The organism is Pseudomonas alcaligenes (assembly GCF_041729615.1).
In the GTDB taxonomy this organism is placed as follows: Bacteria; Pseudomonadota; Gammaproteobacteria; order Pseudomonadales; family Pseudomonadaceae; genus Aquipseudomonas; species Aquipseudomonas alcaligenes_B.
The window spans coordinates 848010-874425 of sequence record NZ_CP154874.1; the positions used below are offsets into that span (position 1 = coordinate 848010).

The window sequence follows — 26416 nt, forward strand, 5'->3', positions numbered from 1 at the left end:
CGGAAGGGCCCCGCCGCTCAGGTTCGTCCGCCGATTATCCATAACTATCGGAAGCAAGTCATGGATGAATTATTACTAAAACTTATCTCGACCAGCCCACCGCAAGGGGCCCGGCGAGTGCCGGGCCTCCGGACCGATCAGCGCGCGACGCGACTGGTGCCGTCGACGGTGAGGATGCGCACGCGATCACCGACGCGGAAGATTTCGTTCTCCTGCACGGCCTGCACGTAGGCGCGCAGGGTGCCATCGTCCTCGCGCACGGTGATCTCCACACCCTGGGTGCGGGTCAGCCCTTCCTCGGTGGCGGCGCCCAGCAGGCCACCGGCCACGGCGCCGATCACCGCGGCCACGGCGGCGCCGCGACCGCCACCGACGCCACTACCGGCCACGCCACCGATCACCGCGCCGGCGCCGGCGCCGATCGGTGTCTTGGTACCCTCGATCTTCACCGGGCGCAGCATCTCGATGGTGCCCATGCGCACGGTCTGTACCTTGCGTGCCTCGTCGCGGCTGTAGGTATCGCCGGTCAGGCTGGAGGCACAGCCGCCGAGGGTCAGACTCAGGGCCACGAGGGAAGCGGTGATCAGTTTGGAATTACGCATCGAGACTCTCTCCGAATAGTGCGACAACCATTAGACCGTGCAGCCCGGCTTCTGTCACCCGCCGCGCGCCACGCCACACCTACCCGCAGAGTGTAGAGGGCGGGTGCGACATCGGGTCCGCTGTGCAGGCGACAAGCGTGGGCGCAGGATGGCTGCAGCCTCTCCCGGAAATTTCCACGATGGACTACTTCATAGTCGCGGTGACGACACTGGCCGGCCTGTACTTCCATGGCTGGCTCTACGTGCGCATCCGCCGCTGGATGGACCGCGACCTGGCGCTGTCCATCGCCGCCGGCGATCCGGCCATGCAGGAACACCTGCTGGAGAAGCTGGCCGAGGCCAAGCGCCTGGGCGTGCGGCGCGGCCAGCTGGAAGACTGGCTGCACCAGGCGGCCCGGGACTACCTGCAGCGGCGCGGCTAGCGGGCCAGGCGCCACAGCCGCGCCAGGTCGCTGGCGCGTGCTTGCAGTTCGGCAGCCGCGCCGGCCAGCGCCTGCTCCAGGCTCAGCGGCCCCGGCGCCAGGCTGAAGGCGGCGTCGATGCCTGCCGCGTAGAGCGCCTGATAGCCCTCGCCGAGGCTGCCGGCCAGGGCCAGCACCGGTACGCCGGCGGCCTTGGCGATGCGCGCCACGCCCACCGGGGTCTTGCCATGCAGGCTCTGCGAATCCAGGCGCCCTTCCCCGGTGATCACCAGGTCAGCGTCCTGCACCGCCGCGGCCAGGCCGGACAGCTCGGCGACCAGTTCGATGCCGGGCCGGAAGCGCGCCTTGAGCAGGGCCCGCGCGGCGAAACCGAGGCCGCCGGCGGCGCCGACACCGGGAAACTGCGCATGATCCTCGCCGAGGGTGGCGGCCATCACCCGCGCATAGTGCGCCAGGGCGGCGTCCAGCGCCTCGACCTGCGCGGGGCTGGCGCCCTTCTGCGGGCCGAACACCCGCGAGGCACCGCGTGGGCCGCACAGGGGGTTGTCGACATCGGCGGCGACTTCCACCTGCACCCGCAGCAGACGCGGGTCCAGCCCGCGCAGGTCGATCTGCGCCAGCCGGGCCAGGGCCAGGCCGCCAGGGGCCAGTTCCCGGCCCTCGACATCCAGCCAGCGCACGCCCAGGGCGCGCAGCAGGCCGGCACCGCCATCGTTGGTGGCGCTGCCGCCGAGGCCGAGGATGATGCGTGTGGCGCCGGCATCCAGCGCCGCGCGGATCAGCTCGCCGGTACCGAAGCTGCAGGCGCGGGTGGCGTCGCGGCTATCCCGCGGCACCCAGTGCAGGCCGCTGGCGGCGGCCATCTCCAGCACCGCGGTGCCCTCCCCCAGCCAGCCCCAGTGCGCCGTCACCGCTTCGCCCAGGGGGCCGCGCACGCGCAGCTCGCGGCGTTCGCCACCACTGGCGGCCAGCACGGCATCCACCGTGCCCTCGCCGCCATCGGCCATCGGCCGCAGGAGGATCTCGGCGTCGGCGAACACCTGGCGCCACCCGGCGGCGATGGCCTCGGCCACCAAGAGGGCGGACAGACTCTCCTTGAAGGAGTCGGGTGCTATGACGATTTTCATGGCTACGACCTTGCGCGAGGAGCGTGGCGCCCGCGGGCGCCACGGCAATTACAGCAGAACCAGGCTGAGCAGCCAGACGGTGAGGATGCCGGCGATACCCTGGATCAGGGTGGCGACGGTCTGCGCGCGGTAGGCCACGGCCACCGGCATGCGGCTGAACTGGGTGACCACCCAGAAGAAGCTGTCGTTGGCATGCGACACGGTCATGGCGCCGGCGCCGATGGCCATCACGGTGAGCACGCGGCCCATCTCGCTATCCAGGCCGAGCTGGGCGAGCAGCGGCGCGACCAGCGCCGAGGTGGTGACCAGCGCCACGGTGGTCGAGCCCTGGGCGCTCTTCAGCGCGGCCGCCACCACGAAGGGCATGAACAGACCGATGCCCAGCGCCGACAGGGTGCTGCCCAGGTAGTCGCCCAGCGGGGTGACCTTGAGCACCGCGCCGAAGGCGCCGCCGGCACCGGTGATCAGCAGGATCGGCGCGGCCGAGAGCAGGCCCTCGACCACGTGGTCGTGGAACTCCTTGCGCTTGTCGTCACTCTTGAGCAGGCTGCAGGCCAGCGCCAGGCCCACCAGCAGGGCCACCACCGGCTGACCGAGGAAGCTCAGCGCCGCGAGCACGAGGCCCTCGCCCAGCGGCTTGCTGGGGAATACCGCGATCGAGCCCAGGCAGATCAGCAGGATCGGCACGAAGATCGGCGCGAAGGCCTGGAAGGCACTGGGCAGCTTGCCGTAGCGCGCCTTCAGCTCAGCGAAATCCTCGGCGGCCGGCAGCGGCAGGCCGTCGTCCTCCAGGGCGATGTCCTTGCCGATGAAGCGGTTGGCCCACCACATGCCGGCCAGGGCGGTGACCAGGGCCACCAGCAGGCCGACGGCAATGACCAGGCCGAGGCTGGCGTCCAGCCCCAGATTGCCGGCGGCGGCGATCGGCCCCGGTGTCGGCGGCACGAAGGTGTGGGTGGCGTACAGGCCGGTGGCCAGGGCCACGCTCATCGCCACCACCGAGACCTTCATGCGCGCGGCCAGGGCGTTCTTCAGCGAGTTGAGGATGACGTAGCCGGAGTCGCAGAACACCGGGATCGACACCAGGTAGCCGATGATCGACATGGTCAGGGTCGGGAAGCGCTCGCCGAGCAGGCGGATCACCGTCTCGGCCATGGTGATGGCGGCGCCGCTGCGCTCGAGGATCACCCCGATGATGGTGCCGAGCACGATGACGATGCCGATGTAGCCGAGGATGCCGCCGAAGCCGCTGGTGATGGTCTTGACGATTTCCGCGCTGGGCAGCTGGTAGGCGAAGCCGGCGACGAAGGCCGCGGCGAGCAGGGCCAGGAAGGGATGCAGCTTGAGACGGGTGGTGGACAGCACGATGAACGCGATCAGCGCCACCAGGATCAGGACCAGGAGCATGGCCGATTCCTCATTGTTGTTGTTAGGTGTGGCGGCATTGTGGCCCAGCCCGGGGGGGCGACACCCTATGCGCCAGCACCAAGCGAAGGCCCTTACAACTCAAGACTTTTGTGCAGGCGCACAACTCAGTCCTCCAGCAACTCCAGGCCGAGGGTGAACAGCAGGCGCTGGTCGCGGCGCGCCAGGTCCAGCCCGCTCAGCTCGGCGATGCGCTCCAGGCGGTAGCGCAGGGTGTTGCGGTGGATGCCCAGGGCCTCGGCGCAGGCCTGCGGGTGGCCGTCGTGGCGACACCAGGCCGCCAGGGTCTGGCGCAGCTGGCCGCTGGCATCCTGCGCCAGTACCCGGCGCAGCGGCGCCAGCCAGCGCTGCAGCGACCAGCTGTGGCGCTGGCCGTGCAGCAGCGCCTGCAGGCGATGCTCCTCCAGCCGCAGCAGGCGCTGCTGCGGCTTGTGGACCTGGGCATAGGCCAGCAGCTCGCGCAGGGCCAGGGCCGCCTCGCGCAGGTCGGCCAGGCCGTCCAGGGCGTCGCTGAGCAGCAGGCGGCGCACGCCCCAGCCACGCCCATCGGCCTGCTGCAGCCAGGCCGCATCGTCGCGCCCGGATTGCCAGGGGCGGCCGAGCAGGAGCAGACGCGCGGCCAGCGGCCCGCACTGCTCGCCCTTGCCGGCCAGGGCGGCGAGCAGGCGCGCCGGGTCGCCCTGCTCATCCAGCTCCAGCAGCACCAGCTGGCGCGGCCAGCCGAGCTGCAGGCCGATGCGCTCAGCTTCGGCGGCCAGCTGAGCGATCGGCACCTCGCGCTCCAGCAGCTGGCGCAACCAGGCCTCCAGCTGATGGCGCTGCCAGTGCCGCTCGGCCTGCAGCTGGCGCTGCTCGACCAGCATCTCGGCGGCCATGCGCACCAGCTCGGCGTAGGGGCGCACGGTCTCCGGCTGGCCGGTGATGCCGAGCACGCCGATCAGCTGTTCGGCGTGGAACAGCGGCAGGTTGACTCCGGGGCGTACGCCACGCAGGCAGGCGGCGGCCTGCTCGTCGATCTCCACCACCCGGCGGTTGGCCAGCACCAGCTGCGCACCCTCGTGGCGGGTGTGCAGGCGCTGCGGGTCGCCGCTGCCGATGATCATGCCCTGGGCATCCATGACATTGATGTTGTGCGGCAGGATGGCCATGGCGCGGTCGACTATGTGCTGCGCCAGGGTGGAGTCGAGTTCGAGCATGGAGCGGGCCTCCGCGGAAGGAGGCCCGAGTTTAGGGTGCCAGGCGCTCGCGCTGCCAGCCACTATCCAGCAGGCGGTAGTTGAGGCGGTCGTGCAGGCGGCTGGGACGGCCCTGCCAGAACTCAATGCGCTCGGCCAGTAGGCGATAGCCGCCCCAATGCGGCGGGCACTCCGGAGCGCGATCGAGGAAGCGCCGCTCGGTCTCGGCGAGCAGCGCCTGCAGCTCCTCGCGCCCGGCGATCACCCGGCTCTGCGGCGAGGCCCAGGCGCCCAGGCGGCTGCCCAGCGGGCGCACCTGGAAATAGGCGTCGGACTCCTCGGCGGAGACCCTCTCCACCCGCCCCTCGATGCGCACCTGGCGCTCCAGGCTGGGCCAGAAGAAGGTCATGGCGGCGAAGGGACGCGCCGCCAGCTGCCGGCCCTTGGCGCTGTCGTAGTTGCTGAAGAAGGTGAAGCCGCGCTCGTCCAGGCCCTTGAGCAGCAGCACCCGGCAGTGCGGGCGACCGTCCTCGTCGACCGTGGCCAGGGTCATGGCGTTGGGCTCCACCGGCGGCTGCTCGGTTCTCACCGCGTCGTCGAACCAGCGGCGGAACAGGCTGAAGGGCTCGGCCGGGGCCTGCTCCTCGCTGAGACCGTCGCGGGTGTAGTCACGCCGCATATCGGCGAGGGTCGGGGGGAGGCCCGGTGGGGTAGGCTCACCCGGGCTGCGCTTATCGACCATGCTGCTGTCCTCGGAAGATGTCAGGCGCAGAGCTTACTGCGCCTTTTCCTTCTTCTTTTGATCTGCGGCAACCTGGGCCACCGGCAGGGCCGGCGCGGCGGCCGGCTGGCTGTACTTGGCCAGCAGGGCGACCAGGGTCGGCTTGGGCGTCAGGACGATTTCCACCCGGCGATTCAGCGCACGGCCGGCGGCGCTGTCGTTGGCCGCGCGCGGCATGTCCGGGCCGACGCCCTTGAGCAGCAGGCGGTCGCGCTGCAGGCCGCTGAGGCGGAAGATCGAGGCCACGGCCTTGGCGCGGTCCTCGCTGAGCTTGAAGTTGCTGTCCAGCTGGCCACGGCTGTCGGCATGGCCAAGGATCAGCACGCCGGTGCGCGGATCCTTCTCGAGGATCTTGGCCACCTTGGTGAAGGGGCCGAGCACGGCCGGCATCAGCATGCTCGGACGATCCGGATTGAACGAGCTGTCCACCGGCGCGGTCACCACCAGCACGTTCTCGCGGCGTTCCAGCTCCATCTTGCTGCCGGACAGCGCCGACTTCAGGCGCGGCTCGTACTCGTCGAGCCAGGCATCGGTGAGCTGGTGGTCGATCTTCGGCGGCGCCTTCTTCACCGCCACCGGCTTCTCCTCGCCGCCGAACGACCACCAGCTGGAGCCGCCGTCGGACTTGTCGGAGGAACCGGCGCAGGCGGCGAGGCTCAGGCAGCACAGCAGGACGAGGGAGTTCTTATGCATGGTCGATCTTCCACAAAACGGGTTCATAGGCACTGGCCCAGCGCACGCGCCAGCTTCTGCGCACGCGGGTCCATCAAAACATAGGGGCCGAGGCTGTTGGTGACGAAGCCGAAGGCGACCTCGCGCTCGGGATCGGCGAAGCCCACCGAACCGCCGGCGCCGGGGTGACCGAAGGCCTTGCGGCCGAGGCCATAGGTGGCATTGGCCACCTGCGGCTGGTCGAGCATGCAGCCGAGGCCCAGACGGGTCGACGTCAGCAGGGTGCGGTCCTCGCCGCAGGCATGCTCGCGGGTCATCTCACCCAGCATTTCCGCCTCCAGCAGGCGCCCATCGAGCAGCGCGGCGTAGAAACCGGCCAGGGCACGGGCATTGCCGTGGCCGTTGGCCGCCGGTTGCTGCATGCGGCGCCATTCCGGCTTGTTGGTACTGGTGAGAATAGACGGCGGATTGGTGAAGGCGCGGGTGCTCAACGCCTCCGGCTCGCTCATCATGCACTTGAGCAGGCGCTGCGCGGCGGCGTCACCCAGGTTGCCCTTCTTGCGGGCGATATGGGCGACGCGGGGAAACTCCTGCTCGGCCAGGCCGACATGGAAGTCCAGGCCCAGCGGCTGGGCGATGCGCGCGACTATGGACTCGCCCGGGCCGCGCCCGTCGACCCGGCGCAGCAGCTCGCCGACCAGCCAGCCGTAGGTGATGGGACTGTAGCCGTGGGCCTCGCCGGGCGTCCACCAGGGGCGCTCGGCGGCAAGGGCGGTGGTCATCTGTTCCCAGTCGTAGAGCGCCTCGGCCGGCAGCAGCTGGCGCAGCGCCGGCAGGCCGGCACGGTGGCTGAGCAGCTGGCGCAGGGTCACGCGCTCCTTGCCGGCGGCGGCGAACTCCGGCCACCAGCGCGCCGCCGGGGCGTCCAGCTCCAGCCGGCCCTGCTCCACCAGCTGCAGCGCCGCCACGGCGGCGAAGGTCTTGGTGCAGGAAAACAGGTTGAGGATGGTGTCGCTGTGCCAGGCCTCGGCGCCATCCTTGTCGGCGCTGCCGGCCCAGATATCGATGACGGTCTCGCCGCCGATCTGCACGCACAGCGCGGCGCCGCGTTCCTGGGGATCTTCGAACAGCTCGGCGAATGCCTCCCTGAGCGGTTCGAAGCGCAGGTCGTAGTAGCCCTGGATCTGCAACTGGTACTCCTCGGTCAATGGCCGGCATTGTTCCAGCCTGAACCGCTCCTGTGAATCCTGGCCCTTTGCCCAACTCGTCTCGTCAGACCAACGGCATGTGCTCCCGCATCAGGGCCTGTTCGGCGCCAGCAGCCGGGCCGGCACCCCCAGGTTGGCCTTGCGCACCGCCGTGACGAAGCCCTGCCAGGGCCGGTCGGTGATCGCCACCAGGCCGAAGTGGCCGTTCTCGCCATCGAGCAGGCGGCCGCTCACCGGCTGGTCGAGGTACTGGAACCAGTGCACGCCGACGATGCTCGGCTCCTCCAGGGCCTTGGCCAGGAAGTGGGCATAGGCCGGGCCGCGCTCCTCCTCCTTGTAGGTCTCGACCACGCCACCCCAGAACGGGCCGCGGTCGCGCGAGCCGAAATGGAACTCGCTGACCAGCAGCGGCTTGTCCAGCGCGCGCAGCGCGGCGAAGTCGTAGCCGTGCTGCGGCTCCCTGACGTAGAAGTTGAAGCTGAGCACGTCGCAGTACTGGGCGCAGGCGGCGATGGCCTCCGGGGTGGCGACGGCGAAGCGGCCGCCGAGTAGCAGGTGGTTGGGGGCATGCCACTTCAGCGAGTCGGCGATGGTCTTGAAATAGGTGTCGGCGAACAGGCGCTGGAAGTTCTGCAGGTCCTTCTCGATCTGCGGGAATTCGGCGCTCGGCAGCGGCGGCTCGAAACCCGGGTCTTCCATCAGCTCCCAGGCCTTGAGCTCGATGCCCCAGGCCTTGGACAGGCCGTTCTGGTTGCGGTACTTGTCGCGCAGCTGCTTGAGGAAGGCACGCTTGGCCGGCACGTCGGTGGTCAGGCGCAGGGTGCCGTAGGCCAGGGCGTAGCGCGATTTCGGATCGTCGCCGGGGGCGGCCCAGGCCAGCTCATTGTCGGCGAAGAAGCCGAGCAGCCAGGGGTCATCGCGGCGGTCACGGGTGGCGATGGCGATGGCGCGCTCGGCGGCCATGGCGAAGCGCGGGTCGAAGGGGTCGGGCATGCCGCCCCACCAGTCGTGGCCGGTGCTGATGATGGCGTAGTCGCCGGAAATCGCCAGCGGGATGCTGTAGGGCAGGCGCTTGGCCGCGCCCAGGGTGTCGTCGCTCCAGTTGCCCAGGCTGTTGAAGCCCCAGGCCTGCAGGCGATCGAGGGCATGCTGGGTCCAGCGCTCGGCATCGAAGCCGGGCAGCGGACAGGGCGCCAGTTCGGCCGGGGCCGGGGTGGCCGCCAGCGGCGGCTGCACGGTCGGGCACGGCTGGGCGTAGCTGCGCTGCAGATTGGCGCGGTAGAAGTCGTACCAGCGCCCATGGGCGAAGGCGCGGCCCCGGTTGGCGCCGCTGTCGCTGCGGCTGTCGCGCCGGCCGTAGTAGGCGGCCAGCGGCTCGCCGTCCTTGGGCAGCGCGGCGAACATGCTCTCGCGGCCCTCCACGTAGGTCTGGCTCTGCCAGGCACTGACCGCGTTGACGCCGAGCGAGTAGAAGGGGTTGCCCTCCGGTGTCACCAGGTACCAGCGACCATCGCGCTTCTCGGTACGAAAGAAACCCTTGGCCTCGAAAGTGGGGCCGCCCAGCCAGCCGCCGAAGCGGTCCTGCTGCGGACGCTCGGCCAGCCAGGCCTTGAGCTGCTCACGCTCGCGGGCGGCGCCATCGCGCAGCTGCTGCTCGTTGCGCACCTTCTCCGGCCACTGGCCACGGCTGTACTGCCCGTATGCATCGACAATGCCGGTGTAGGCCGCCTGCTGCGCGGCAGTGCCGGCCTGCACGCCGAATCGGCCGAGCAGGATGCTCTGCGCAACGTCCGGGCGCTGCATGCTGAGGGTCACCGCGCTGACCTGGGCGAGATTCAGCTCACCCTCCACGGTTTCCGCCAGCAGCACGCGCTGGCCTTCCAAGTTCAGCGGCATGGGCGCGCCGGCGCGCATGCCGAGGGCCCTGGGCGAGGTGGCCGCGAGCGGCACCAGCAGGGTCTGCGCCGGGCCTGCCGGCAGGGCGATGCGGCTGTTCAGCACCTTGCCGTCGCGGCTTTCGATGCGCACCTCGAGGGTGATCGCCCAATCCATGGCGTTCTGCAGGCGCAGGCTCATGGCGGCGGCCTGCGACCAGTCCCAGTCGCCGCTCTGCGGGCTCAGGCGCAGGCTGGGGCGCTCGGCGGCGGTGAAGGTGAAGCGGCGCAGCACCTCGCCTTCGGCGGTGGGCTCGGCGGTCAGCTCGGGGAAGCTGGCGGCCTGGCTGTCGACCTTTACCACGTCGGTGGGCTTGATGAAGCTGAACAGGGTCTGCTGGCCCTGGGGCGCGGCCACCAGGGGCGCGGCCATACCGAGGGCGAGTACGAGGGTCAGGGAACGGCAAATCATCGAACATGCACTCCGGAAGATGCCCAAGTAGACACCAGGCGGGGCCGCCGATGCCAGTCCGCCGGCTCTATCCCGAACTTGTCAGGCGATCTCGCGGCGAAACGGTGGCAGCGCGTTGAGGATCGCCTTGCCATAGCGCTGGGTCACCACGCGGCGGTCCAGCAGGGTGATGGTGCCGCGGTCGGCCTCGGTACGCAGCAGGCGACCGCAGGCCTGGATCAGGCGCAGCGAGGCGTCGGGCACGGCGATCTCCATGAACGGATTGCCGCCGCGCGCCTCTATCCACTCGGCCAGTGCCGCCTCCACCGGGTCGTCCGGCACGGCGAAGGGAATCTTGGCGATCACCACGTGCTCGCAGTAGGCACCCGGCAGGTCGACGCCTTCGGCGAAGCTGGCCAGACCGAACAGCACGCTCTCCTCGCCGTCGTCGACCCGCGCCTTGTACTTGTTCAGGGTCTCCTGCTTAGAAAGGTTGCCCTGAATCAGCACGCGCTTGCGCCAGTCACGGTCGAGACCGTCGAACACGTCCTGCATCTGCTTGCGCGAGGAGTACAGCACCAGAGTGCCGCGTGCGCCCTTCACCAGCTCCGGCAGGTCGCGAATGATGGCGGCGGTGTGCGCGGCGGCATCACGCGGGTCGGCCTTAAGGTCCGGCACCCGCAGCACACCGGCGTCGGCATGGTGGAACGGACTCGGCACCACGGCGGTCACGGCTGCCTTGGGCAGGCCGGAACGCATGCGGAAGCGGTCGAAGGTACCCAGCGCGGTCAGGGTGGCCGAGGTCACCAGGGCGCCGTAGGCGACGTTCCACAGATTGCGGCGCAGGGTCTCGGCGGCGAGGATCGGGCTGGCGTTGACTTCGATATCGAAGGCCGCACCGCTCTCGGCCAGGGTCAGCCAGCGCGCCATCGGCGGGCTGTCTTCCGGGTCCTCGACGGTAAAGGCGGTCCACAGTTCCCAGTTGCCCTGGGCGCGGGACAGCAGGCTGCCGAACAGCGGGTACCACTCCTCCGCCTGGTGACTGGCGAGGCCAATACTGCTGCCCTCGTCATCCATCGCCTGCTTGAGCAGCTCGGTGAGGCGGGTGAAGACGTCGGTGAGCTTGGCGAAGCCTTTCTTCAGTTCGATGCCCAGCTCGCGCAGGTGCTCCGGCACCAGGCCGCCCTCGAAGCGATGGCGCGGCCGCTCGCGGCCCTCCATGTCCTCGCCGGCGCGGAAATCGGCCAGCTGTTCGCAGGCACTGAACATGAACTGCTGCTGAGTGCGCAGCTCACGCGCCTGCTCGGGCACCTGCTCGATCAGCCGACCGAGGTCACCGGGCAACGGATGCTGGGCCAGCAGCTTGGTCAGGTTCTTCTCCACCTGGCCGAGCCAGTCGGCGGTGCTGCGCAGGCGGGTGAAGTGGGCGAAGTGGCCGATGGCCTTGTCCGGCAGGTGATGGCCCTCGTCGAACACGTAGATGGTCTCGCGTGGGTCCGGCAGCACGGCGCCGCCGCCCAGGGCCAGGTCGGCCAGGACCATGTCGTGGTTGGTGACGATCACATCGACCTTGGTCATGCCCTCGCGCGCCTTGTAGAAGGCGCACTGCTGGAAATTAGGACAGTGGCGGTTGGTGCACTGGCTGTGGTCGGTGGTCAGGGTGCTCCAGACCTGGTCTTCCAGCTCCTCGGGCCAGCTGTCGCGGTCGCCGTCCCAGCGGTTGCCGGCGAGTTTCTCGATCATCTTGCTGTAGAGCTTCTGGCTCTGCTCATCGACGTCGATGCGGAAGCCTTCCTCCTCGAACATCTGCGCCGTGGCGCTCTGCGCCTGGCCCTCCTGCAGCAGCATGTCCAGCTTGGACAGGCACAGGTAGCGGCCACGGCCCTTGGCCAGGGCGAAGCTGAACTGCAGGCCGGCATTGCGCATCAGGTCCGGCAGGTCCTTGTGCACGATTTGCTCCTGCAGCGCCACGGTCGCGGTGGCGATCACCAGGCGCTTGCCGGCGGCCTTGGCCGCGGGGATGGCGGCCAGGCTGTAGGCCACCGTCTTGCCGGTACCGGTGCCCGCCTCCACGGCCACCACGGCCGGCTCGCCGTCGCGCTGGCCTTCGTCGTTGGTCTTGATCGCGCCGAGCACCTTGGCCACCTCGGCGATCATCAGGCGCTGGCCATAGCGGGCCTTGAGCCCCTTGGCTTCGAGGAAACGGCTGTAGGCGCCCTGGATCTGGGACTTGAGTTCGGAACTGAGCATGGGCGCGAAAGGCTGGATAAATTTTCAGTAGTTTACCGATAGGTTATGCTCGCGCGCCATCGTTAACCGGAGTCTGCCGATGACTGTCTTTTCCGCCCTGTATGCCGTGCATGTGCTGGCCGCCCTGGTCTGGGTCGGCGGCATGTTCTTCGCCTGGATGATCCTGCGCCCGGCCGCCGTGGCCAAGCTGCAGGCGCCCGAGCGCCTGAGCCTGTGGCTGGAGGTGTTCCAGCGCTTCTTCCTGTGGGTATGGATCGCCGTGCTGGCACTGCCGATTACCGGCATGGGCATGCTGCACCTGCGCTTCGCCGGCTTCGAGACCGCGCCGCGCTACGTGCAGGTGATGATGGGCCTGTATCTGGTGATGCTCGCGCTGTTCCTGCGCGTACGCTTCCTGCAACTGCCGCTGCTGCGCCAGGCGGTGCAAGTGCAGGACTGGCCAGCCGGTGGCCAGGCGCTCGGGCGCATCCGTCGCCTGGTCGGCAGCAACCTGCTGGTGGGCCTGGCCCTGATGCTCATCGCCGCAGCCCGCCCGACCTTCTGATGCAGGCGAATCTGCTCCCGCACCTTCCTGAGAAGGCACGGGAGCAGGTCACCGCCAGAAGCGCTATTGCGCAGGTTGCGCCTCGACTGACGCCTCGACCCGACGGTTGACTGCACGCCCCTCGTCGGTGCCATTGTCAGCCACCGGGCGAGACTCGCCATACCCCACCGACGAAATCCTGTCAGCCGCCACACCATACTGATTGACCAGTACGTCGCGCACGGCATTGGCACGGCGCTCGGACAGGCCCTGGTTGTAGGCATCGGAGCCGACGGAATCGGTGTGACCTTCCACCGTGGTGCTGGTCTGCGGATATTGGCTCATGAAGTCGGCCAGGGCTTTGATGTCAGCCTGGCTTTCTTCCTTGACCACCGACTTGTTGAAGTCGAACTTGACGTCCAGTTCGACCCGCACCGGATCGCTGACCTCGACCACAGGCTCAGCGGCAGGCGCATCGTCCGGGTAGACCGGCAACGGGCAGCCATTGTGACGAACGGGAGTATTGGGTGGGGTATCCGGACAGCGGTCGCGGCGATCGAACACACCATCGCCATCCTGGTCGCCGTCCTGGGCATAACAGATCAGAGTTCCGATGACCGCACCGGCCACGGCACCTCCAGCTGCCCAGGTAGAACTTTCGATTGCGCCAAGACCGCCTCCGGCCAGGCCGCCAATCGCTGTACAAATGGGCCAGTTCCCTTGGTTTAGCGGCGCATCTCCCGTACTGGAAGTCGTGACGCAACCAGAAAGAACACTGCTGACCAAGAGAAGGGGTAATGCAGCCCTTGAGAGTCTTGTTCTCATGGCGGTGATCTCCTGTGTCACCGGTTGAATACCGGTAACACAGGAGTAAAGACCGCTCCCCCAAAGTGTACAAGCCAACCCCGGTGGGCGACCGCAGAGTTTTCGGCGGTCGCCATGCCGGGGAGAGCCGTCTTAGGGGCGTGCCTCGACTTCGGCTTCAACGCGACGGTTGATGGCGCGGCCTTCGGCAGTGGCGTTATCGGCCACCGGGCGGGTCTCGCCATAGCCGACCGAGCTGACGCGATCGCCGCCTACGCCGTACTGGTTGACCAGCACGTCACGCACGGCATTGGCACGGCGCTCGGACAGGCCCTGGTTGTAGGCGTCGGTGCCGACGGAGTCGGTGTGACCTTCAACCACGGTGGTGGTCTGCGGGTACTGGCTCATGAAGTCGGCCAGGGCCTTGATGTCGCCCTCGCTTTCGGGCTTCACGGCAGCCTTGTCGAAGTCGAACTTGACGTCCAGCTCGACGCGGACCGGCTCGGCCGGCTCCGGAGTCGGGGCCGGCTCGGCCACTTCCTCGACGACAGCAACCTGCTCCTCGGCACCATGTACCCAGCAGTAGGCTGCGGCCATGCCGGCACCCAGCAGGGCACCGCCACCTGCCCATTCGGCACTCTCGATCGCACCCAGCGCAGCACCGGTCACACCGCCAACGGCGGCGCAAGTCGGCCAATCGGTCTTCTGGATACCAGCACAGCCGGTCAGCAGGCCGCTTGCCAGGATCAGGGGTACAGCTTTCCTTGTGATACTCATCTTCTTAGGTCTCCTGTAGGGAATCGGCACACAACCGACAGCAAAGAAGTAAAGATGGCTTCCTTACTATCCGCCAGTTATAGGCAGTTTCCATACCAAGGTCCATAGGCCAATCACGCGGAGCGCGATAGTCTTGGCATTCGCACTCGGGATTTCTGCCTATGACCCTTGCATTTTCCTCCCGCACCCCGCAGCAGGCACTGGCCGCCCTGCTCGATCACCACGCCCCGCAGCGCCTGCTGCTGGTCGGCGCCAGCCAGCCGCCGGCGCTCGGCGCCTTCCAGCAGGCCCACCCGGACGCCCTGCTGGCCCAGGCGCCGGCCGGTCCCTTACCGGCGGAACTGGCCGCGCAGCGTTACGATCTGGCCCTGGTGGTGGACTGCCTGGAGCATCTGCCCAAGCGCACGGCCCTGGAGCTGCTGGGTGGCATCCGCAACCTCAATGCCAGCCGCCTGGCGGTGCTGGTCGACCTGGCTGCCTGCAACTGGCAGGAAACCGACTTCTTCGCCCTGGCCCTGCAGGCCAGCGAGCGCTTCCGGCGCGAGGGGCAGACGCTGACCCTGTTCACCTACGATCTGCGCGACTACAAGCAGGTGCCCGACTGGCTCAATGCCAAGTTCTGGGCCAACCCGGAAAACTTCGGCAAGTACTGGTGGTGACTGCATGAGCCAAGCCTGTCCCTGCGGCAGCGGTAGCGCGCTGGACGCCTGCTGCGGCCACTATCACCAGGGCACCGCCGCACCCAGCGCCGAGCACCTGATGCGCTCGCGCTACAGCGCCTATGCGCTGGGCCTGATCGACTATCTGGTGGCCACCACCCTGCCCGCCCAGCAGCACGGCCTTGAGCGTGACAGCATGCGCGCCTGGAGCCTGGGCAGCACCTGGCTGGGGCTGGAGGTGGAAGGCAGCGAGCTGATCGGCGCGCAGCCCCAGCACGCCTTCGTCGCCTTCACCGCGCGCTGGCACGACGGCAGCGGCGAGCACAGCCATCGCGAGCGCTCGGCCTTCGTCCAGCGCGATGGCCGCTGGTACTTCCTCGACCCCACGGTGCCCCTCAAGGCAGGGCGCAACGACCCCTGCCCCTGCGGCAGCGGGCAGAAGTTCAAGAAGTGCTGCGCGAGCTATCTGAGCTAGGAAAACTCTGCTTCATTTGTTGACCAGAACCCGGCAGGGGGCCGGGTCCGACAAGGAGAAGCAGATGCACAAGCACAGTGGAACCGCGGCCGCCCTGGCCGCCCTGCTATGGGTCGGTGCCGTCCAGGCCGATGATGTCCGGGTCGAACTGGGCAGCAGCGAGCGGGTCGCCCGCCTGTTCGCCTTCCCCAACAACTGCAGCGTGATCTGTTACCGCGACTGGACCCTGGAGCAGACCGCCGAGCACTACCTGGGGCAGAGCCTGCAGCGCGACGGTTACGCCGCCGCCACGGTCAAGGTCAGCCGCGACGGCGACATGCTCAGCGCCAGCTTCAGCGGCGTCCCCAGCGACTACGGCACGCCACTGACCAACCTGCTGAACGCCGGCGACCTGGCCTTCGCGGGCGCCGACAAGCTCAACGGCGACGGCAAGTGGCAGTACAGCTGGTACTTCTTCCTGCCCCTGGGCATGGCCCTGGACAACCGCAAGAGCGTGGAACTGCTGCATTTTCCACCGGATTATTCGCTGACCCAGGCCCAGGACTACCTAGAGTCCAAGACCACCGACCGCTGGGCCGCACTGCTCAGCGTGAACGGCGTGGCGGCGGCGCAGACACCGGCCTACCAGACCATCATCGACATCGCCCCGATCGCCGCACCAGCCAGCGCCGGCGGCGACCTGGAGGGCGTCTACGACTACTTCACCGACTACCAGAAGACCATGGTCGCCCAGCTCACCGCAGGCGATGGCACCGCGCTGCCGATGGTCGCCTTCGGTGGCCCGGTGCGCACCTGGGTCAACAAGACCTACGACGCCAATATCGGCGTGCTGGGCCTGGACACGATCAGCCCGGCGCCGGGTCAGAACGTGCCGGTACTGGGCTCCAACCACCCGAGCTATATCTGGTACGCGGCCGACCCGGAGAACTATGGCGGCGACCAGGCCAAGGCCGACGCCGCCGGGCTCAAGGTGATGGGCCAGGACATCAGCGCCGCCTGCTGGCAGGCCGGCATGGGCCAGAACCCCAGCGCCGACCCGCAGCAGACCCTGAATGCCTGCACGCAGAAGTGGCAGGTCACCGACCAGGTGCAGACCTGCGAGCTGTTCTACACCTCGATCCGCAACCTGCCCCCCGAGCAGGCACAAGCCAAGTGCAGCACCAGCGAGAGCTGACGCCAGACGCAACGAGGCCCGCAGATGCGGGCCTCGGGCTTATTCCTGCAGTTTGAGGTGCGAGGTGTCCGGCGGCGGTGCAGCCGGCGCCGCCTTGGCCTGGCCCATGTCGCTGCCCACCGGCGCCAGGCTGAACTGCGACAGGTCCACCTTCGGCGCCTGGGCCTCGGGCTTGGCATCCTGCAGGTCGGCGCCGACCGGGGCGATGCCGAAGTCCGGCGCCTCGACGTCGCTGAAGGCCGCCATGTATTCGTCACGCGGAATCACCCGGGCCGCGCTCCCGCCCTTCACCGGCGCGGCAGCCACTGTGGCGGCGGCCGGTGCCACCGGGGCCGGCGCAGCAGCCGGCGGCGGAGCCATCTCCACCTCCTCGACATCCAGCGCCTGCACTATGGCCAGGGCGCCGGCCCGCTCCATGGTCGCACGATACTTCTCGGCACCGGCGGCATCCAGCCCGCTCTTGATCACGATGCGCCGCCCGGAGAACAGCAGGGCGATGCGCTGGGCATCGGCCTGGAACAGCCGCGCCAGGTTCGCCTTCACCTGCTCCAGCGGCGCACCCGGCACCACCTGCCCGGCGAAAGCGATCTCGTAGAGGCTCATGGTCACACTCCTGTCCAATTCGGCCCCCAGTATGGCGCAGTTTTTTTCCGCAAACAGCTGCTGGCACCCAAGCAGGCGCTTGTTACACTGGCCCGGTCCTCGGAGAGATATGATGTTTTCTCAGGTGCGAACCACCATCACCTGCCTGTTCCTGCTGCTGGCACTACCCGGTTGCTCCAGCTGGTTCGGCGATGCCTTCATCGAGCCGGACGTGCGCCTGGTCAAGGTCGACGTGATCAAGGCCAAGCTGCTCGAACAGCAGTTCTCCCTGCGTTTTCGCATCGACAACCCCAACGCCGCCGAGCTGCCCATACGCCGTCTGAGCTACGCCGTGCAGCTCAACGGCACGCCCCTGGCCGAGGGTGAATCGAGCCAGTGGTTCAACGTGCCGGCCCGCGGCCACCACGAGTTCGAGGTGCCGGTGCGCACCAACCTGTGGCGCCACCTGAAGGGCATCGTCAAGGCCCTGGAAGATCCCGAGCGGCCCATCCGCTACAGCCTGCGCGGCGAGGTTAAGACCGGCCTGCTGTTCGGCCGCAGCGTGCATCTGCAGCGCAATGGCGAGATAATTCCCGGCGATCACATTCCGGAGTGAGCCTCATGACTCAGCAACCCCACGTCCACGGCCCCGACTGCAACCACGACCACGATCACCATCACCATCACCATCACGATGACGGTCACGTGCACGGCCCGCACTGCAACCATCACCACCAGGAGCCGGTGCGCAACCCGCTGAAGGAAGTCGGCCGCAACGACCCCTGCCCCTGCGGCAGCCAGAAGAAGTTCAAGAAGTGCCACGGCGCCTGACCTGAACGCCTCCGCCGGCAGGGCCCAGCCCCTGCCGCGCCCCTACTCCCCGGCGCATTCGCCCTCTACAATCCGCACCCATCATCCGTCTCCCTGCGCCAGGAGCCAGTCATGGGTTCGCGCTTTCTCCGCCTCACCGCCCTAGCCACCCTCGGCAGCACCCTGCTGCTCGGCGGCTGCCAGTCCTTCCTCGACAGCCGCTATGCCAGCAGCGTGCACCCGGACCAGGGCATCGTCCGCGTCCAGGGCCTGGCGCAGAGCGTGGTGGTGCGGCGCAACCCGCTGGGCATGCCGCTGATCGAGACCACCACCTTCCACGACGCCCTGTTCACACTGGGCTACGTGCACGCCGCCGACCGCCTCAGCCAGATGGTTGGCATGCGCCTGCTGGCCGAGGGCCGCCTGGCCGAGATGAATGGCCCCGGCGTGCTGGAAATCGACCGTTTCATGCGTACGGTCAACCTGCGTACGCAGGCCGAGGTGCTATACAAGAACGCCTCGCCGCGCATCAAGAAGTTCTTCGAGGTCTACGCCCGCGGCGTCAATGCCTACCTGTTCCGCTACCGGGACAAGCTGCCGATGGACCTGGCCGAGAGCGGCTACCGCCCGGCCTACTGGAAACCGGAAGACTCGGTGCTGCTGTTCTGCCTGCTCAACTTCGGCCTGTCGGTCAACCTGCAGGAGGAGATCGCCGCCCTCAAGCTGGCCGACAAGGTCGGCGCCGACAAGCTGGCCTGGCTGCTGCCGAGCTACCCGGATGAGCCGCTGCCCTTCGAGGAAGCCGAGAAGCTGCGCGGCCTGAGCCTGAGTGGCCAGATTCCCGGGCTGGCCGCGGTGAACGACGCCGCCGGCCAGGTCGCCGCGCTGAACATGCTCGGCGTCGCCGCTTCCAACAACTGGGCCATCGCCCCGCAGAACAGCCGCAGTGGCAAGAGCCTGCTGGCCAACGACACCCACCTGCCGCTGTCCATGCCCTCGGTGTGGAACTTCGTGCAGATCCGCTCGCCGAAATTCCAGGCCGCTGGCGTGTCCATCGCCGGGGTGCCGGCGGTGGTCGCCGGCTTCAACGGCAAGCTGGCCTGGGGCATGACCATGGTCATGGGCGACAACCAGGACCTGTTCCTGGAGAAGCTCAAGCGCGAGGGCGGCCGCCTCTACTACCAGGCCGACGGCAAGTGGCAGCCGGCCCGCGAGCGCCAGGAGACCTTCTTCATCAAGGGCCAGCGGCCGATCCGCGAAACCATCTGGGAAACCCGCCACGGCCCGCTGCTGAACTCCGCCCTCGGCGAGCGCAAGTCGCCCCTGCAGCCGCTGCCCTTCACCAGCGGCTACGGCCTGGCCCTGCGCAGCATCCAGGCCGAGGCGGACCGCTCGATCGACGCCTTCTTCGACCTGTCCCGCGCGCAGTCGGTGGAACAGGCCTTCGAGGCCACCCGCGAAGTGCGCGCCATGGCGCTGAACATCGTGTTCGCCGATGCCCAGCACATCGGCTGGCAGGTCACCGGCCGCTACCCCAACCGCAAGCAGGGCACCGGCCTGGTGCCCTCGCCAGGCTGGGACGGCGCCTATGACTGGGACGGCTACGCCGACCCCATGCTGCACCCCTATGACCAGGCCCCCATGCAGGGCTGGCTGGGCACCGCCAACCACCGCACGGTGCCACGCGGCTATGGCATGCAGCTGTCCAACTCCTGGTTCTACCCCGAGCGTGCCGAGCGCATCGCGCAACTGGCAGGGAGCGGCAAGCACGACCAGAAGAGCATGATCGCCATGCAGTACGACCAGACCACGCCCTTCGCCGGCAAACTGCAGACGATGTTCGATGCCCCCAGCATGGCCGCGTCGCTGAAGCAGGCCATTGCCGCCCTGCCCGCCCCGCAGCGCGCCAAGGCAGAGGAGGCGTACAAGCGCCTGATGGCCTTCGACGGGCGCATGACCGCCACCTCGGCCGATGCCGCGCTGTACAGCGCCTTCCTGCAGGAGAGTGCCAAGGCCACCTTCCTCGACGAACTGGGCCCGCAGACCAGCCCGGCCTGGCAGGCACTGGTGGACACCGCCAACAACAGCTACTCGGCCCAGGCCGACCACCTGCTCGGCCGCGACGACAGCCCGTTCTGGGATGACGTGGAGACCGCACAGAAGGAAGACAAGCCGGCGATCATGGCGCGCAGCCTGGCCAATGCCGTGACCTTCCTCGAAGCCGAACTGGGTGCCAATCGCAGTGCCTGGCAGTGGGGCAAGCTGCACCAGTATCGCTGGACCAGCAATGCCAGCAAGATGGCGCCCTACCTCAGTGCCAGCCAGCGCAGCGGCATCCAGTCGATCGGCAACTACCTGGATCGCGGCCCCTACCCGGCCGGCGGCGACCACGGCACCCTCAACGTGGCCGCCTACGAATGGGGCAACGACTTCGATGTCTGGCTGATCCCGGCCATGCGCATCGTCGTCGACTTCGGCCTGCCCGAGCCGATGATCGGGGTCAACAGCTCCGGCCAGTCCGGCAACCCGGCCAGCCGGCACTACGCCGATGGCATCGAGGCCTGGCTCAAGGGCGGCTACATGAGCTTCCCGTTCCAGAGCGGCAACATCGACCGGGTCTACGGCAGCAAGCGCCTGCTGCTGACCCCGGGCCGCTGATCCCAAGGCCGGCTGTTCGATCTCGACGCGAGTAGCCGGTCGTTTTTAAGTACCGTCCGATCTATCAGCCGGCACGCCAATCCTTAAACAGTTTAAAAACAGCCCTTTACACTCGATTTGTCGTACTACACTTCAAATCGAGCGGCTAACCCCGCTCCCGGCGGGGCCTTTATTAGAACCAAGAACAGCTGCCAGGCACCTGGCCCCGCCGGCACCCTTCGCGAGGGCTCCATGGGAATTGCCGCCAGCGACCTCTGCCAGCACGTCATTCGCCCCACCCTGCTCTACCTGGGGCGCCACTCCGCCAGCGCCGAAACCCTGCTCCTGGGTGCCGCAGCCAGCCAGTCGGCGCTCGGCAGCGCCCTCGGCGACCCGCACGGCCATGGCCTCTACCACATCAGCGCGCAGCGCCATCGCCTGCTCTGGGACCAGCACCTGGCGCGCGACCCGGACCTGGCCAGCCTGGTGCGCGGCCTGGCCAGCCAGCACGCCTTCCTCGCCGCGCCGGAACTGGAGCTGGCGGTCAACCTGCGCTACGCCACGGCCATCGCCTGGCTGCTGGTTGAGGTCGAGCAGGCCACCCTGCCGGCCGCCGACGACTTGCACGGCATGGCCCGTGTCTGGCGCCGGGTGTTCCAGCCGCATGGCCGGCTGCGCGACTACCTGCAGGCCTGGCAACACTGCGTGGTCGGCCACTACCACGCCGCCTGAAGCGCCACTTGTTGACCTATCAGTCAACTGCATGTGCATGATTTGATTAACGAATCTTCACGAAAAAGGCATTCCTGAGCGGTTGGCAAGCCCCGGCAAAAGGGGTAGCTTGCCGCCCTCGTTTTAGCTGTTCGTGAGCTTCCTAATGAAAAACCTCTGGTTGAAGACTTCCCTCGCGCTGGCCATCGGCGCGGTTTCCACTCACAGCCTGGGCAACGGAATTGCCATCAACGAACAGAGCGTCAGCGGCATGGGCACCTCCTTCGCCGGCCGCGCCTCGGCTGCGCAGGACGCCACCACCCTGTTCGGCAACCCGGCCGGCCTGAGCAAGCTGGAGCGCCCGGAAGTGGTCGGCGGCTTCGGCCTGGTCAAGGCCAACGTCGACATCGACGACTCCAGCGCCGAGACCCACAAGGGCGACATGGTGCCGCTGACCCCGGTGCCCTTCGCCTATTACGCCAGCCCGATCGACGAGCAATGGAGCTGGGGCCTGGGCCTGTACGTGCCCTACGGCCTGATCAGCGACTACGAGAAGAGCTTCGGCGGTCGCTACAAGGGCCTGTACAGCAAGGTCGAAGTGGTCACCCTGCAGCCGACCCTGAGCTACCGGATCAACGACCGCGTCTCCGTCGGCTTCGGCCCGACCTTCAACAAGATCAAGGGCAAGCTGACCAAGAACATCTACGACGGCGCCCTGGCCGGTCTCGGCGGCGCCGGCGACACCAAGATCAACATCAAGGGCGACGACACCGCCATCGGCTTCAACGCCGGCGTGCTGGTGGACGTCACCGAGCGCCTGGCCTGGGGCCTGACCTACCACTCCAAGGTCGACTACACCCTGGAAGGTCGCACCAAGGTGAGCGGCCTGGATGTCCCGCTGCTGGCCGCGGCGAACGGCGAGTACGACGCCACCCTGGACTTCACCACCCCGGAAAGCGTCGACACCTCGGTGACCTTCGAGCTGGACGAGCGCTGGACCCTGTACGCCGGCGCCACCTTCACCCGCTGGAGCCGCCTGCAGGAAATCGTGGTGGAAAACGAGGGCACCCCCACCCTGCCGCTGCTGGGCAACCGTTTCGCCAGCGTCAGCGAAGAGCTGAAATGGCAGGACACCTGGTCCTACGCCATCGGCGCCGCCTACCAGCTCAACCCGCAGTGGGTGCTGCGCACCGGCCTGGCCATCGACCCGTCGCCGGCCGAGAACCAGCACCGCACCGTGCGCATTCCGGTGGGCAACCGCAAGGTCTTCTCGGTAGGCGCCGGCTGGTCGCCGAATAGCGACCTGACCATCGACGTCGCCTACTCCTACCTGCGCGAAAGCAAGGCCTCGGTCAACCAGCCGGGCACCAGCCCCCTGGTCCCCGGCTACAGCGCCGAGTACAACAACAGCGCCCATGGCCTGGGCCTGCAGGCCACCTACCGTTTCTGACGGCAGGCAGCAAAAAGCCGGGCGATTGCCCGGCTTTTTTGTTTCCGCCCTATCCTCAGGGCTGCGCCAGGGCCTTCTCCACCGCGGCGATCAGGTCCTCGTCGTCCGGCTTGGTCAGGCTGGAGAAGCTGGCGACCACCTGGCCGTCGCGCCCCACCACGTACTTGTAGAAGTTCCAGCGCGGCGCACTGCTCTGCGCGGCCAGCTCGCGGAACAGCGGCACCGCGGCGTCGCCGCTGACCGGCTGCGGCTCGCTCATGGCGAAGGTCACGCCGTAGTTGATGTAGCACACCTGGGCCGTCTCTTCGCTGTTGTCGGCCTCCTGGCGGAAGTCGTCGGAAGGCACGCCGAGCACCTCCAGCCCCTGGCCCTTGTAGCGCTGGTAGAGCGCCTCGAGGCCCTTGAACTGGGGGGTGAAGCCGCAGCGGCTGGCGGTGTTGACCACCACCAGCGCCTTGCCGGCGAAGCGCTGGCACAGGTCGATGCTGTCCTTGCTGCGCAGTTGCTGCAGTTGCCCCTGCTGCTTGAGCAGTGGCGGGCATTCCGCCGCCCACAGCGGCGCGGCGAACAGGGTAGCCAGGGTGCACAGGGCGATACGCGAGAGCATGGCGGCAGCCTCCAGAACGACGATGCTGCAAAGCTACTCGCCCGCCGCGCCAGCGGCAATCCTCAGCACAGGCCCATGCCCAGCTGCAGCAGGGCCAGCCCGCCGCGGCTCCAGCCCCACCAGGCCAGCGCCAGCAGCAGCGCGCCGGCCAGCGTCAGGCCGGCCAGCGCCGTGCGGCTCATGCCGCCCCCCTCGGCGCGCAGGCGTGCCACCGGCTGCTCGCGCACCGGCCAGTTGAGGGCCGCGGCCAGCAGGCCGAGGAGGATGGAAATCTGCCAGACCAGCTCGTAGCTGCCGGTGCGGTCGTACAGGTAGCCGCCCAGCCAGCCGCCGAGGAAGGCTCCCAGCTGGTGGAACAGGAAGACGATGCCGCCGAGCATGGACAGGTTGCGCACGCCGAACAGGGTGGCCACCGTGCCGTTGGTCAGCGGCACCGTGGACAGCCACAGCAGGCCCATGGCGATGCCGAAGGCATAGGCGCTCCACTGGCTCAGCGGCAGGTAGACGAAGGCCACTATCACCAGGCTGCGCGCCAGGTACAGGGCGCTCAGCAGGCGCGGCTTGGACAGGCGGCCGCCGAGCCAGCCGGCGATGTAGGTACCGAAGATGTTGAACAGGCCGACCAGGGCCAGCACCGTGGTGCCGGTCAGTGCCGGCAGATGCTGGTCGACCAGGTAAGCCGGCAGGTGCACGCCGATGAACACCACCTGGAAGCCACAGACGAAGAAACCCAGCGCCAGCAGGCAGAAGCCCGGATGGCTACAGGCCTCGCGCAGCGCCTCGCCCAGGCTCTGCGGCTGGGCCTGGGGCGCCTGCGCCGGCTCGCGCAGCATGAAGGCCAGCGGCAGGATCAGCGCCACCAGCAGGCCGAGCGCCAGCAGCGCGGCAGACCAGCCCAGCCAGCCGATCAGCCCCAGGCTGCCGGGCAGCATGGCAAACTGGCCGAATGAGCCGGCGGCGGCGGCGATGCCCATCGCTATGCTGCGCTGCTCCACCGAGGCGGCGCGGCCGACCACGCCCAGCAGCACCGAGAAGGAAGTGCCGGACAGGCCGATGCCGATCAGCAGGCCGGCGCTCAGCGACAGCGACCAGGGCGAGTCGGCCAGGGCCATCAGCGCCAGGCCGGCGGCGTACAGCAGGCCGCCGACCAGCACCACCCGGCGCGCGCCGAAGCGGTCGGCGATGGCCCCGGTGACCGGCTGGGCCAGGCCCCAGATCAGGTTCTGCAGGGCGATGGCGAAGGCGAACACCTCGCGCCCCCAGCCGAACTCGCCACTCATCGGTGTGAGGAACAGGCCGAAGCCGTGGCGAATGCCCAGCGACAGGGCGAGGATCAGCGAGGCACCGAGCAGCACCCAGCCACTGGTGCGCCAGAGAGAATTCATAGAGCGTCCTTCCCACGGGCAGGCCCGCGGCGATGTCGGCGGTGGCGGCCCCTCGCCGACACCAGCCTCGCACTATGCGCCTGGCAAGCGGTCAGGCGGCAGTCACAGTTGCTCATTCAGTCGACGGAACAGAAGGGAATCCGGCAACGCCCCCTCTCCCGCTCAGCGGAGAGGGCCGTAGCCCGGATGCAATCCGGGAAGCAGGCAGCACCGCCCCCGGATTGCATCCGGGCTACAACGGGAGAGGGTTAGGGAGAGGGCATAAACAGCCGTTTCCCTCTCCCCCTCTCCCACCAGTGGAAGAGGGATGAGAAGGCCCCAGCCTTCAGCGCAGCGCCAGCTCGTGGCGCACGCGCGGCGCCAGCAGCTCGCCCAGCACGGCCAGGGCACCGATGGCGCCGGCGATCCAGTACCAGCGGGCGATGGGGTCGAAGCCCAGCCAGCCGAGGGCATGCAGGAACACCATGAGGATCAGCACCGGGCTGACGTAGCGCACCATGAACAGCCACAGGGCGTAGCCGGCCGGCGGCAGGCCCAGCTCGTCGCGCATGATCTCGCGGCGCAGGCAGTAGCCGGCCAGGATCACCATGAGAATGCCGCCCAGCGGCATCATCCAGCGCGAGGTAAGGTAGTCCAGGCCATCGAACAGGGTGAAGCCGAACAGCTTCCATTCGGCGCCGACGTTGAAGGAGAACATCGCCAGCAGGCTGATCACCAGCAGCAGCGCACCGGAGCCCAGCGCGCCCTTGGCCCGGCTGACGCCATGGCGCTCGTTGAGGTAGGCCACCGTGGCTTCGAGCAGGGAGATGGCCGAAGTCAGCGCGGCAACCGACACCATGGCGAAGAGCAGCACGCCGAAGACGGTGCCGAACGGCATCTGCTGGAAGGCCAGCGGCAGGCTCATGAAGATCAGCCCCGGCCCCGCGCTCGGGCTCATGCCGTTGGCGAAGATGATCGGGAAGATCGCCAGGCCGGCCAGCAGTGCCACGCAGGTGTCGGCGATGGCCACCACCAGGGTGGTGCGGGCGATGGACTGGCCGTCCGGCAGGTAGGAGCCATAGGTGAGGATGGCGCCGGAAGCCAGGCTGAGGGTGAAGAAGGCATGGCCGAGGGCGGCCAGCAGGGCCTCGCCGGTGATCTTCGAGGCATCGAAGGTGAACAGGAAGGCGAAGCCGGCGGCGAACTTGCCGCTGCTCAGGGCATAGCCGACCAGGATCAGCAGCATCAGCGCCAGCCCCGGCATCATCCAGCGGAAGGCGCGCTCCACGCCGGCCTGCACACCCTTGCCGACTATCCACAGGGTCAGCAGCGCCACCAGCAGGCTCCAGCCACCGAGCTGCCAGGGGTTGCCGTTGTGCGCCTCGAACACTTGACCAAGGGCCTCGACGCTCGGCGCGGCCAGGGCCCCGGAGGCCATCTTCCAAGTGTAGGCGAAGGCCCAGCTGGCGGCGACCACGTAGAAACACAGGATCATGAAGCCGCAGAGCATGGCCATCAGGCCCATGCCGCGCCACAGCGGGTTGCCGCCGCTCTCGCGCACCACCCGCGCCACCGCGTCCAGCGGGCTGCCACGGCCACGGCGGCCGAGGGCGATCTCGGTCATCATCACCGGAATGCCGATGGCCAGGATGCAGGCCAGGTACATCAGGACGAAGGCGCCGCCGCCGTATTCGCCGGTGATGTAGGGGAACTTCCAGATATTGCCCAGGCCCACGGCGGAGCCGGTGGCGGCGAGGATGAAGCCCCAGCGCGACAGCCAGAGGTTCTTCGGTGTTTCACGGGTCATGCGTCACCTGCTTGTTGTTGTGTGTGACAGGGAAAAGCGCCGCCGCACG

The 26416-nt window shown here is 68.3% G+C and carries 22 protein-coding genes and 3 pseudogenes; 10 read left to right on the forward strand and 15 right to left on the reverse strand.

All coding sequences use genetic code 11. From position 1 onward, the window contains the following. Positions 1–137: 137 nt before the first annotated feature. Positions 138–602, reverse strand: coding sequence for a hypothetical protein (locus AAG092_RS04085; protein WP_110682669.1), 465 nt, complete (start codon positions 600–602; stop codon positions 138–140). 179 nt (positions 603–781) lie between these two features. On the opposite strand from AAG092_RS04085, the gene AAG092_RS04090 reads away from it, so the two are divergent. Next, positions 782–1024, forward strand: coding sequence for a hypothetical protein (locus tag AAG092_RS04090; RefSeq protein ID WP_373388656.1), 243 nt, complete (start codon positions 782–784; stop codon positions 1022–1024). Here AAG092_RS04090 and AAG092_RS04095 read toward each other — a convergent pair. The 8 genes and pseudogenes from AAG092_RS04095 to dinG all read right to left on the reverse strand — a co-directional run bounded on the left by AAG092_RS04095 (position 1021) and on the right by dinG (position 11987). Further along, positions 1021–2151 (reverse strand): glycerate kinase, encoded by a 1131-nt coding sequence (locus AAG092_RS04095; RefSeq protein WP_373388657.1) that lies wholly within the window; start codon positions 2149–2151, stop codon positions 1021–1023. The genes AAG092_RS04090 and AAG092_RS04095 overlap by 4 nt on opposite strands. A gap of 48 nt (positions 2152–2199) precedes the next feature. Further along, positions 2200–3558, reverse strand: a complete 1359-nt coding sequence (locus AAG092_RS04100) for a GntP family permease (RefSeq protein ID WP_373388658.1) — start codon at positions 3556–3558, stop codon at positions 2200–2202. A 125-nt stretch (positions 3559–3683) separates the two neighbouring features. Then, positions 3684–4772, reverse strand: coding sequence for a CdaR family transcriptional regulator (locus AAG092_RS04105; RefSeq protein ID WP_373388659.1), 1089 nt, complete (start codon positions 4770–4772; stop codon positions 3684–3686). Between the two features lie 31 nt (positions 4773–4803). After that, on the reverse strand, positions 4804–5493 hold the full coding sequence (gene pdxH, locus AAG092_RS04110) for a pyridoxamine 5'-phosphate oxidase (protein ID WP_373388660.1): 690 nt from the start codon (positions 5491–5493) through the stop codon (positions 4804–4806). 42 nt (positions 5494–5535) lie between these two features. After that, positions 5536–6225: pseudogene (locus AAG092_RS04115) on the reverse strand (OmpA family protein); the annotation flags it as partial. A gap of 23 nt (positions 6226–6248) precedes the next feature. Next, positions 6249–7394 (reverse strand): serine hydrolase domain-containing protein, encoded by a 1146-nt coding sequence (locus tag AAG092_RS04120; protein ID WP_373389552.1) that lies wholly within the window; start codon positions 7392–7394, stop codon positions 6249–6251. Between the two features lie 108 nt (positions 7395–7502). Then, positions 7503–9758 carry a beta-agarase gene (locus tag AAG092_RS04125; protein ID WP_373388661.1) on the reverse strand — a complete coding sequence of 752 codons (2256 nt, stop codon included), beginning with the start codon at positions 9756–9758 and terminating at the stop codon, positions 7503–7505. A gap of 81 nt (positions 9759–9839) precedes the next feature. Next, positions 9840–11987 (reverse strand): ATP-dependent DNA helicase DinG, encoded by a 2148-nt coding sequence (gene dinG, locus AAG092_RS04130; RefSeq protein WP_373388662.1) that lies wholly within the window; start codon positions 11985–11987, stop codon positions 9840–9842. 79 nt (positions 11988–12066) lie between these two features. On the opposite strand from dinG, the gene AAG092_RS04135 reads away from it, so the two are divergent. Continuing rightward, entirely contained in the window at positions 12067–12531 is a 465-nt protein-coding gene (locus AAG092_RS04135; protein ID WP_373388663.1) for a CopD family protein, read from the forward strand. Positions 12532–12594: 63 nt separating this feature from the next. Here the strand turns inward: AAG092_RS04135 and AAG092_RS04140 are convergent, their stop codons facing one another. Beyond that, complete coding sequence (locus AAG092_RS04140; RefSeq protein WP_110682678.1) at positions 12595–13335, reverse strand: OmpA family protein; 741 nt, start codon at positions 13333–13335, stop codon at positions 12595–12597. Positions 13336–13467: 132 nt separating this feature from the next. Further along, positions 13468–13830, reverse strand: a pseudogene (locus AAG092_RS04145) (OmpA family protein); the annotation flags it as partial. A 422-nt stretch (positions 13831–14252) separates the two neighbouring features. Here AAG092_RS04145 and AAG092_RS04150 point away from each other — a divergent pair. The 3 genes from AAG092_RS04150 to AAG092_RS04160 all read left to right on the forward strand — a co-directional run bounded on the left by AAG092_RS04150 (position 14253) and on the right by AAG092_RS04160 (position 16399). After that, complete coding sequence (locus tag AAG092_RS04150; RefSeq protein ID WP_373388664.1) at positions 14253–14750, forward strand: DUF6231 family protein; 498 nt, start codon at positions 14253–14255, stop codon at positions 14748–14750. Between the two features lie 4 nt (positions 14751–14754). Next, positions 14755–15225 carry a YchJ family protein gene (locus AAG092_RS04155; RefSeq protein WP_373388665.1) on the forward strand — a complete coding sequence of 157 codons (471 nt, stop codon included), beginning with the start codon at positions 14755–14757 and terminating at the stop codon, positions 15223–15225. A gap of 64 nt (positions 15226–15289) precedes the next feature. Beyond that, the gene (locus tag AAG092_RS04160; RefSeq protein WP_373388666.1) at positions 15290–16399 is read left to right on the forward strand and encodes a hypothetical protein; all 1110 of its coding nucleotides are present in this window, start codon (positions 15290–15292) and stop codon (positions 16397–16399) included. A 39-nt stretch (positions 16400–16438) separates the two neighbouring features. On the opposite strand, the gene AAG092_RS04165 is transcribed toward AAG092_RS04160, so the two are convergent. Beyond that, positions 16439–17002, reverse strand: a complete 564-nt coding sequence (locus AAG092_RS04165) for a hypothetical protein (RefSeq protein ID WP_110682683.1) — start codon at positions 17000–17002, stop codon at positions 16439–16441. Between the two features lie 112 nt (positions 17003–17114). Here AAG092_RS04165 and AAG092_RS04170 point away from each other — a divergent pair, with 112 nt between their 5' ends. The 5 genes from AAG092_RS04170 to AAG092_RS04190 all read left to right on the forward strand — a co-directional run bounded on the left by AAG092_RS04170 (position 17115) and on the right by AAG092_RS04190 (position 22589). Further along, positions 17115–17597, forward strand: coding sequence for an LEA type 2 family protein (locus AAG092_RS04170; RefSeq protein WP_373388667.1), 483 nt, complete (start codon positions 17115–17117; stop codon positions 17595–17597). A gap of 5 nt (positions 17598–17602) precedes the next feature. After that, entirely contained in the window at positions 17603–17812 is a 210-nt protein-coding gene (locus AAG092_RS04175; RefSeq protein WP_373388668.1) for an SEC-C metal-binding domain-containing protein, read from the forward strand. A 111-nt stretch (positions 17813–17923) separates the two neighbouring features. Beyond that, positions 17924–20449 carry a penicillin acylase family protein gene (locus AAG092_RS04180; RefSeq protein WP_373388669.1) on the forward strand — a complete coding sequence of 842 codons (2526 nt, stop codon included), beginning with the start codon at positions 17924–17926 and terminating at the stop codon, positions 20447–20449. Positions 20450–20680: 231 nt separating this feature from the next. Further along, on the forward strand, positions 20681–21160 hold the full coding sequence (locus tag AAG092_RS04185; protein ID WP_373388670.1) for a hypothetical protein: 480 nt from the start codon (positions 20681–20683) through the stop codon (positions 21158–21160). 145 nt (positions 21161–21305) lie between these two features. Continuing rightward, a complete protein-coding gene (locus AAG092_RS04190) occupies positions 21306–22589 on the forward strand; it encodes an outer membrane protein transport protein (protein WP_110682686.1) in 1284 nt (427 codons plus the stop codon). A gap of 55 nt (positions 22590–22644) precedes the next feature. Here AAG092_RS04190 and AAG092_RS04195 read toward each other — a convergent pair whose 3' ends face one another. The 3 genes and pseudogenes from AAG092_RS04195 to AAG092_RS04205 all read right to left on the reverse strand — a co-directional run bounded on the left by AAG092_RS04195 (position 22645) and on the right by AAG092_RS04205 (position 26367). After that, a complete protein-coding gene (locus tag AAG092_RS04195) occupies positions 22645–23196 on the reverse strand; it encodes a glutathione peroxidase (RefSeq protein WP_110682687.1) in 552 nt (183 codons plus the stop codon). Positions 23197–23381: 185 nt separating this feature from the next. Beyond that, a pseudogene (locus AAG092_RS04200) lies at positions 23382–24581 on the reverse strand (MFS transporter); the annotation flags it as partial. 325 nt (positions 24582–24906) lie between these two features. Then, the gene (locus AAG092_RS04205) at positions 24907–26367 is read right to left on the reverse strand and encodes a sodium-dependent transporter (RefSeq protein WP_373388672.1); all 1461 of its coding nucleotides are present in this window, start codon (positions 26365–26367) and stop codon (positions 24907–24909) included. Positions 26368–26416 lie beyond the last annotated feature (49 nt).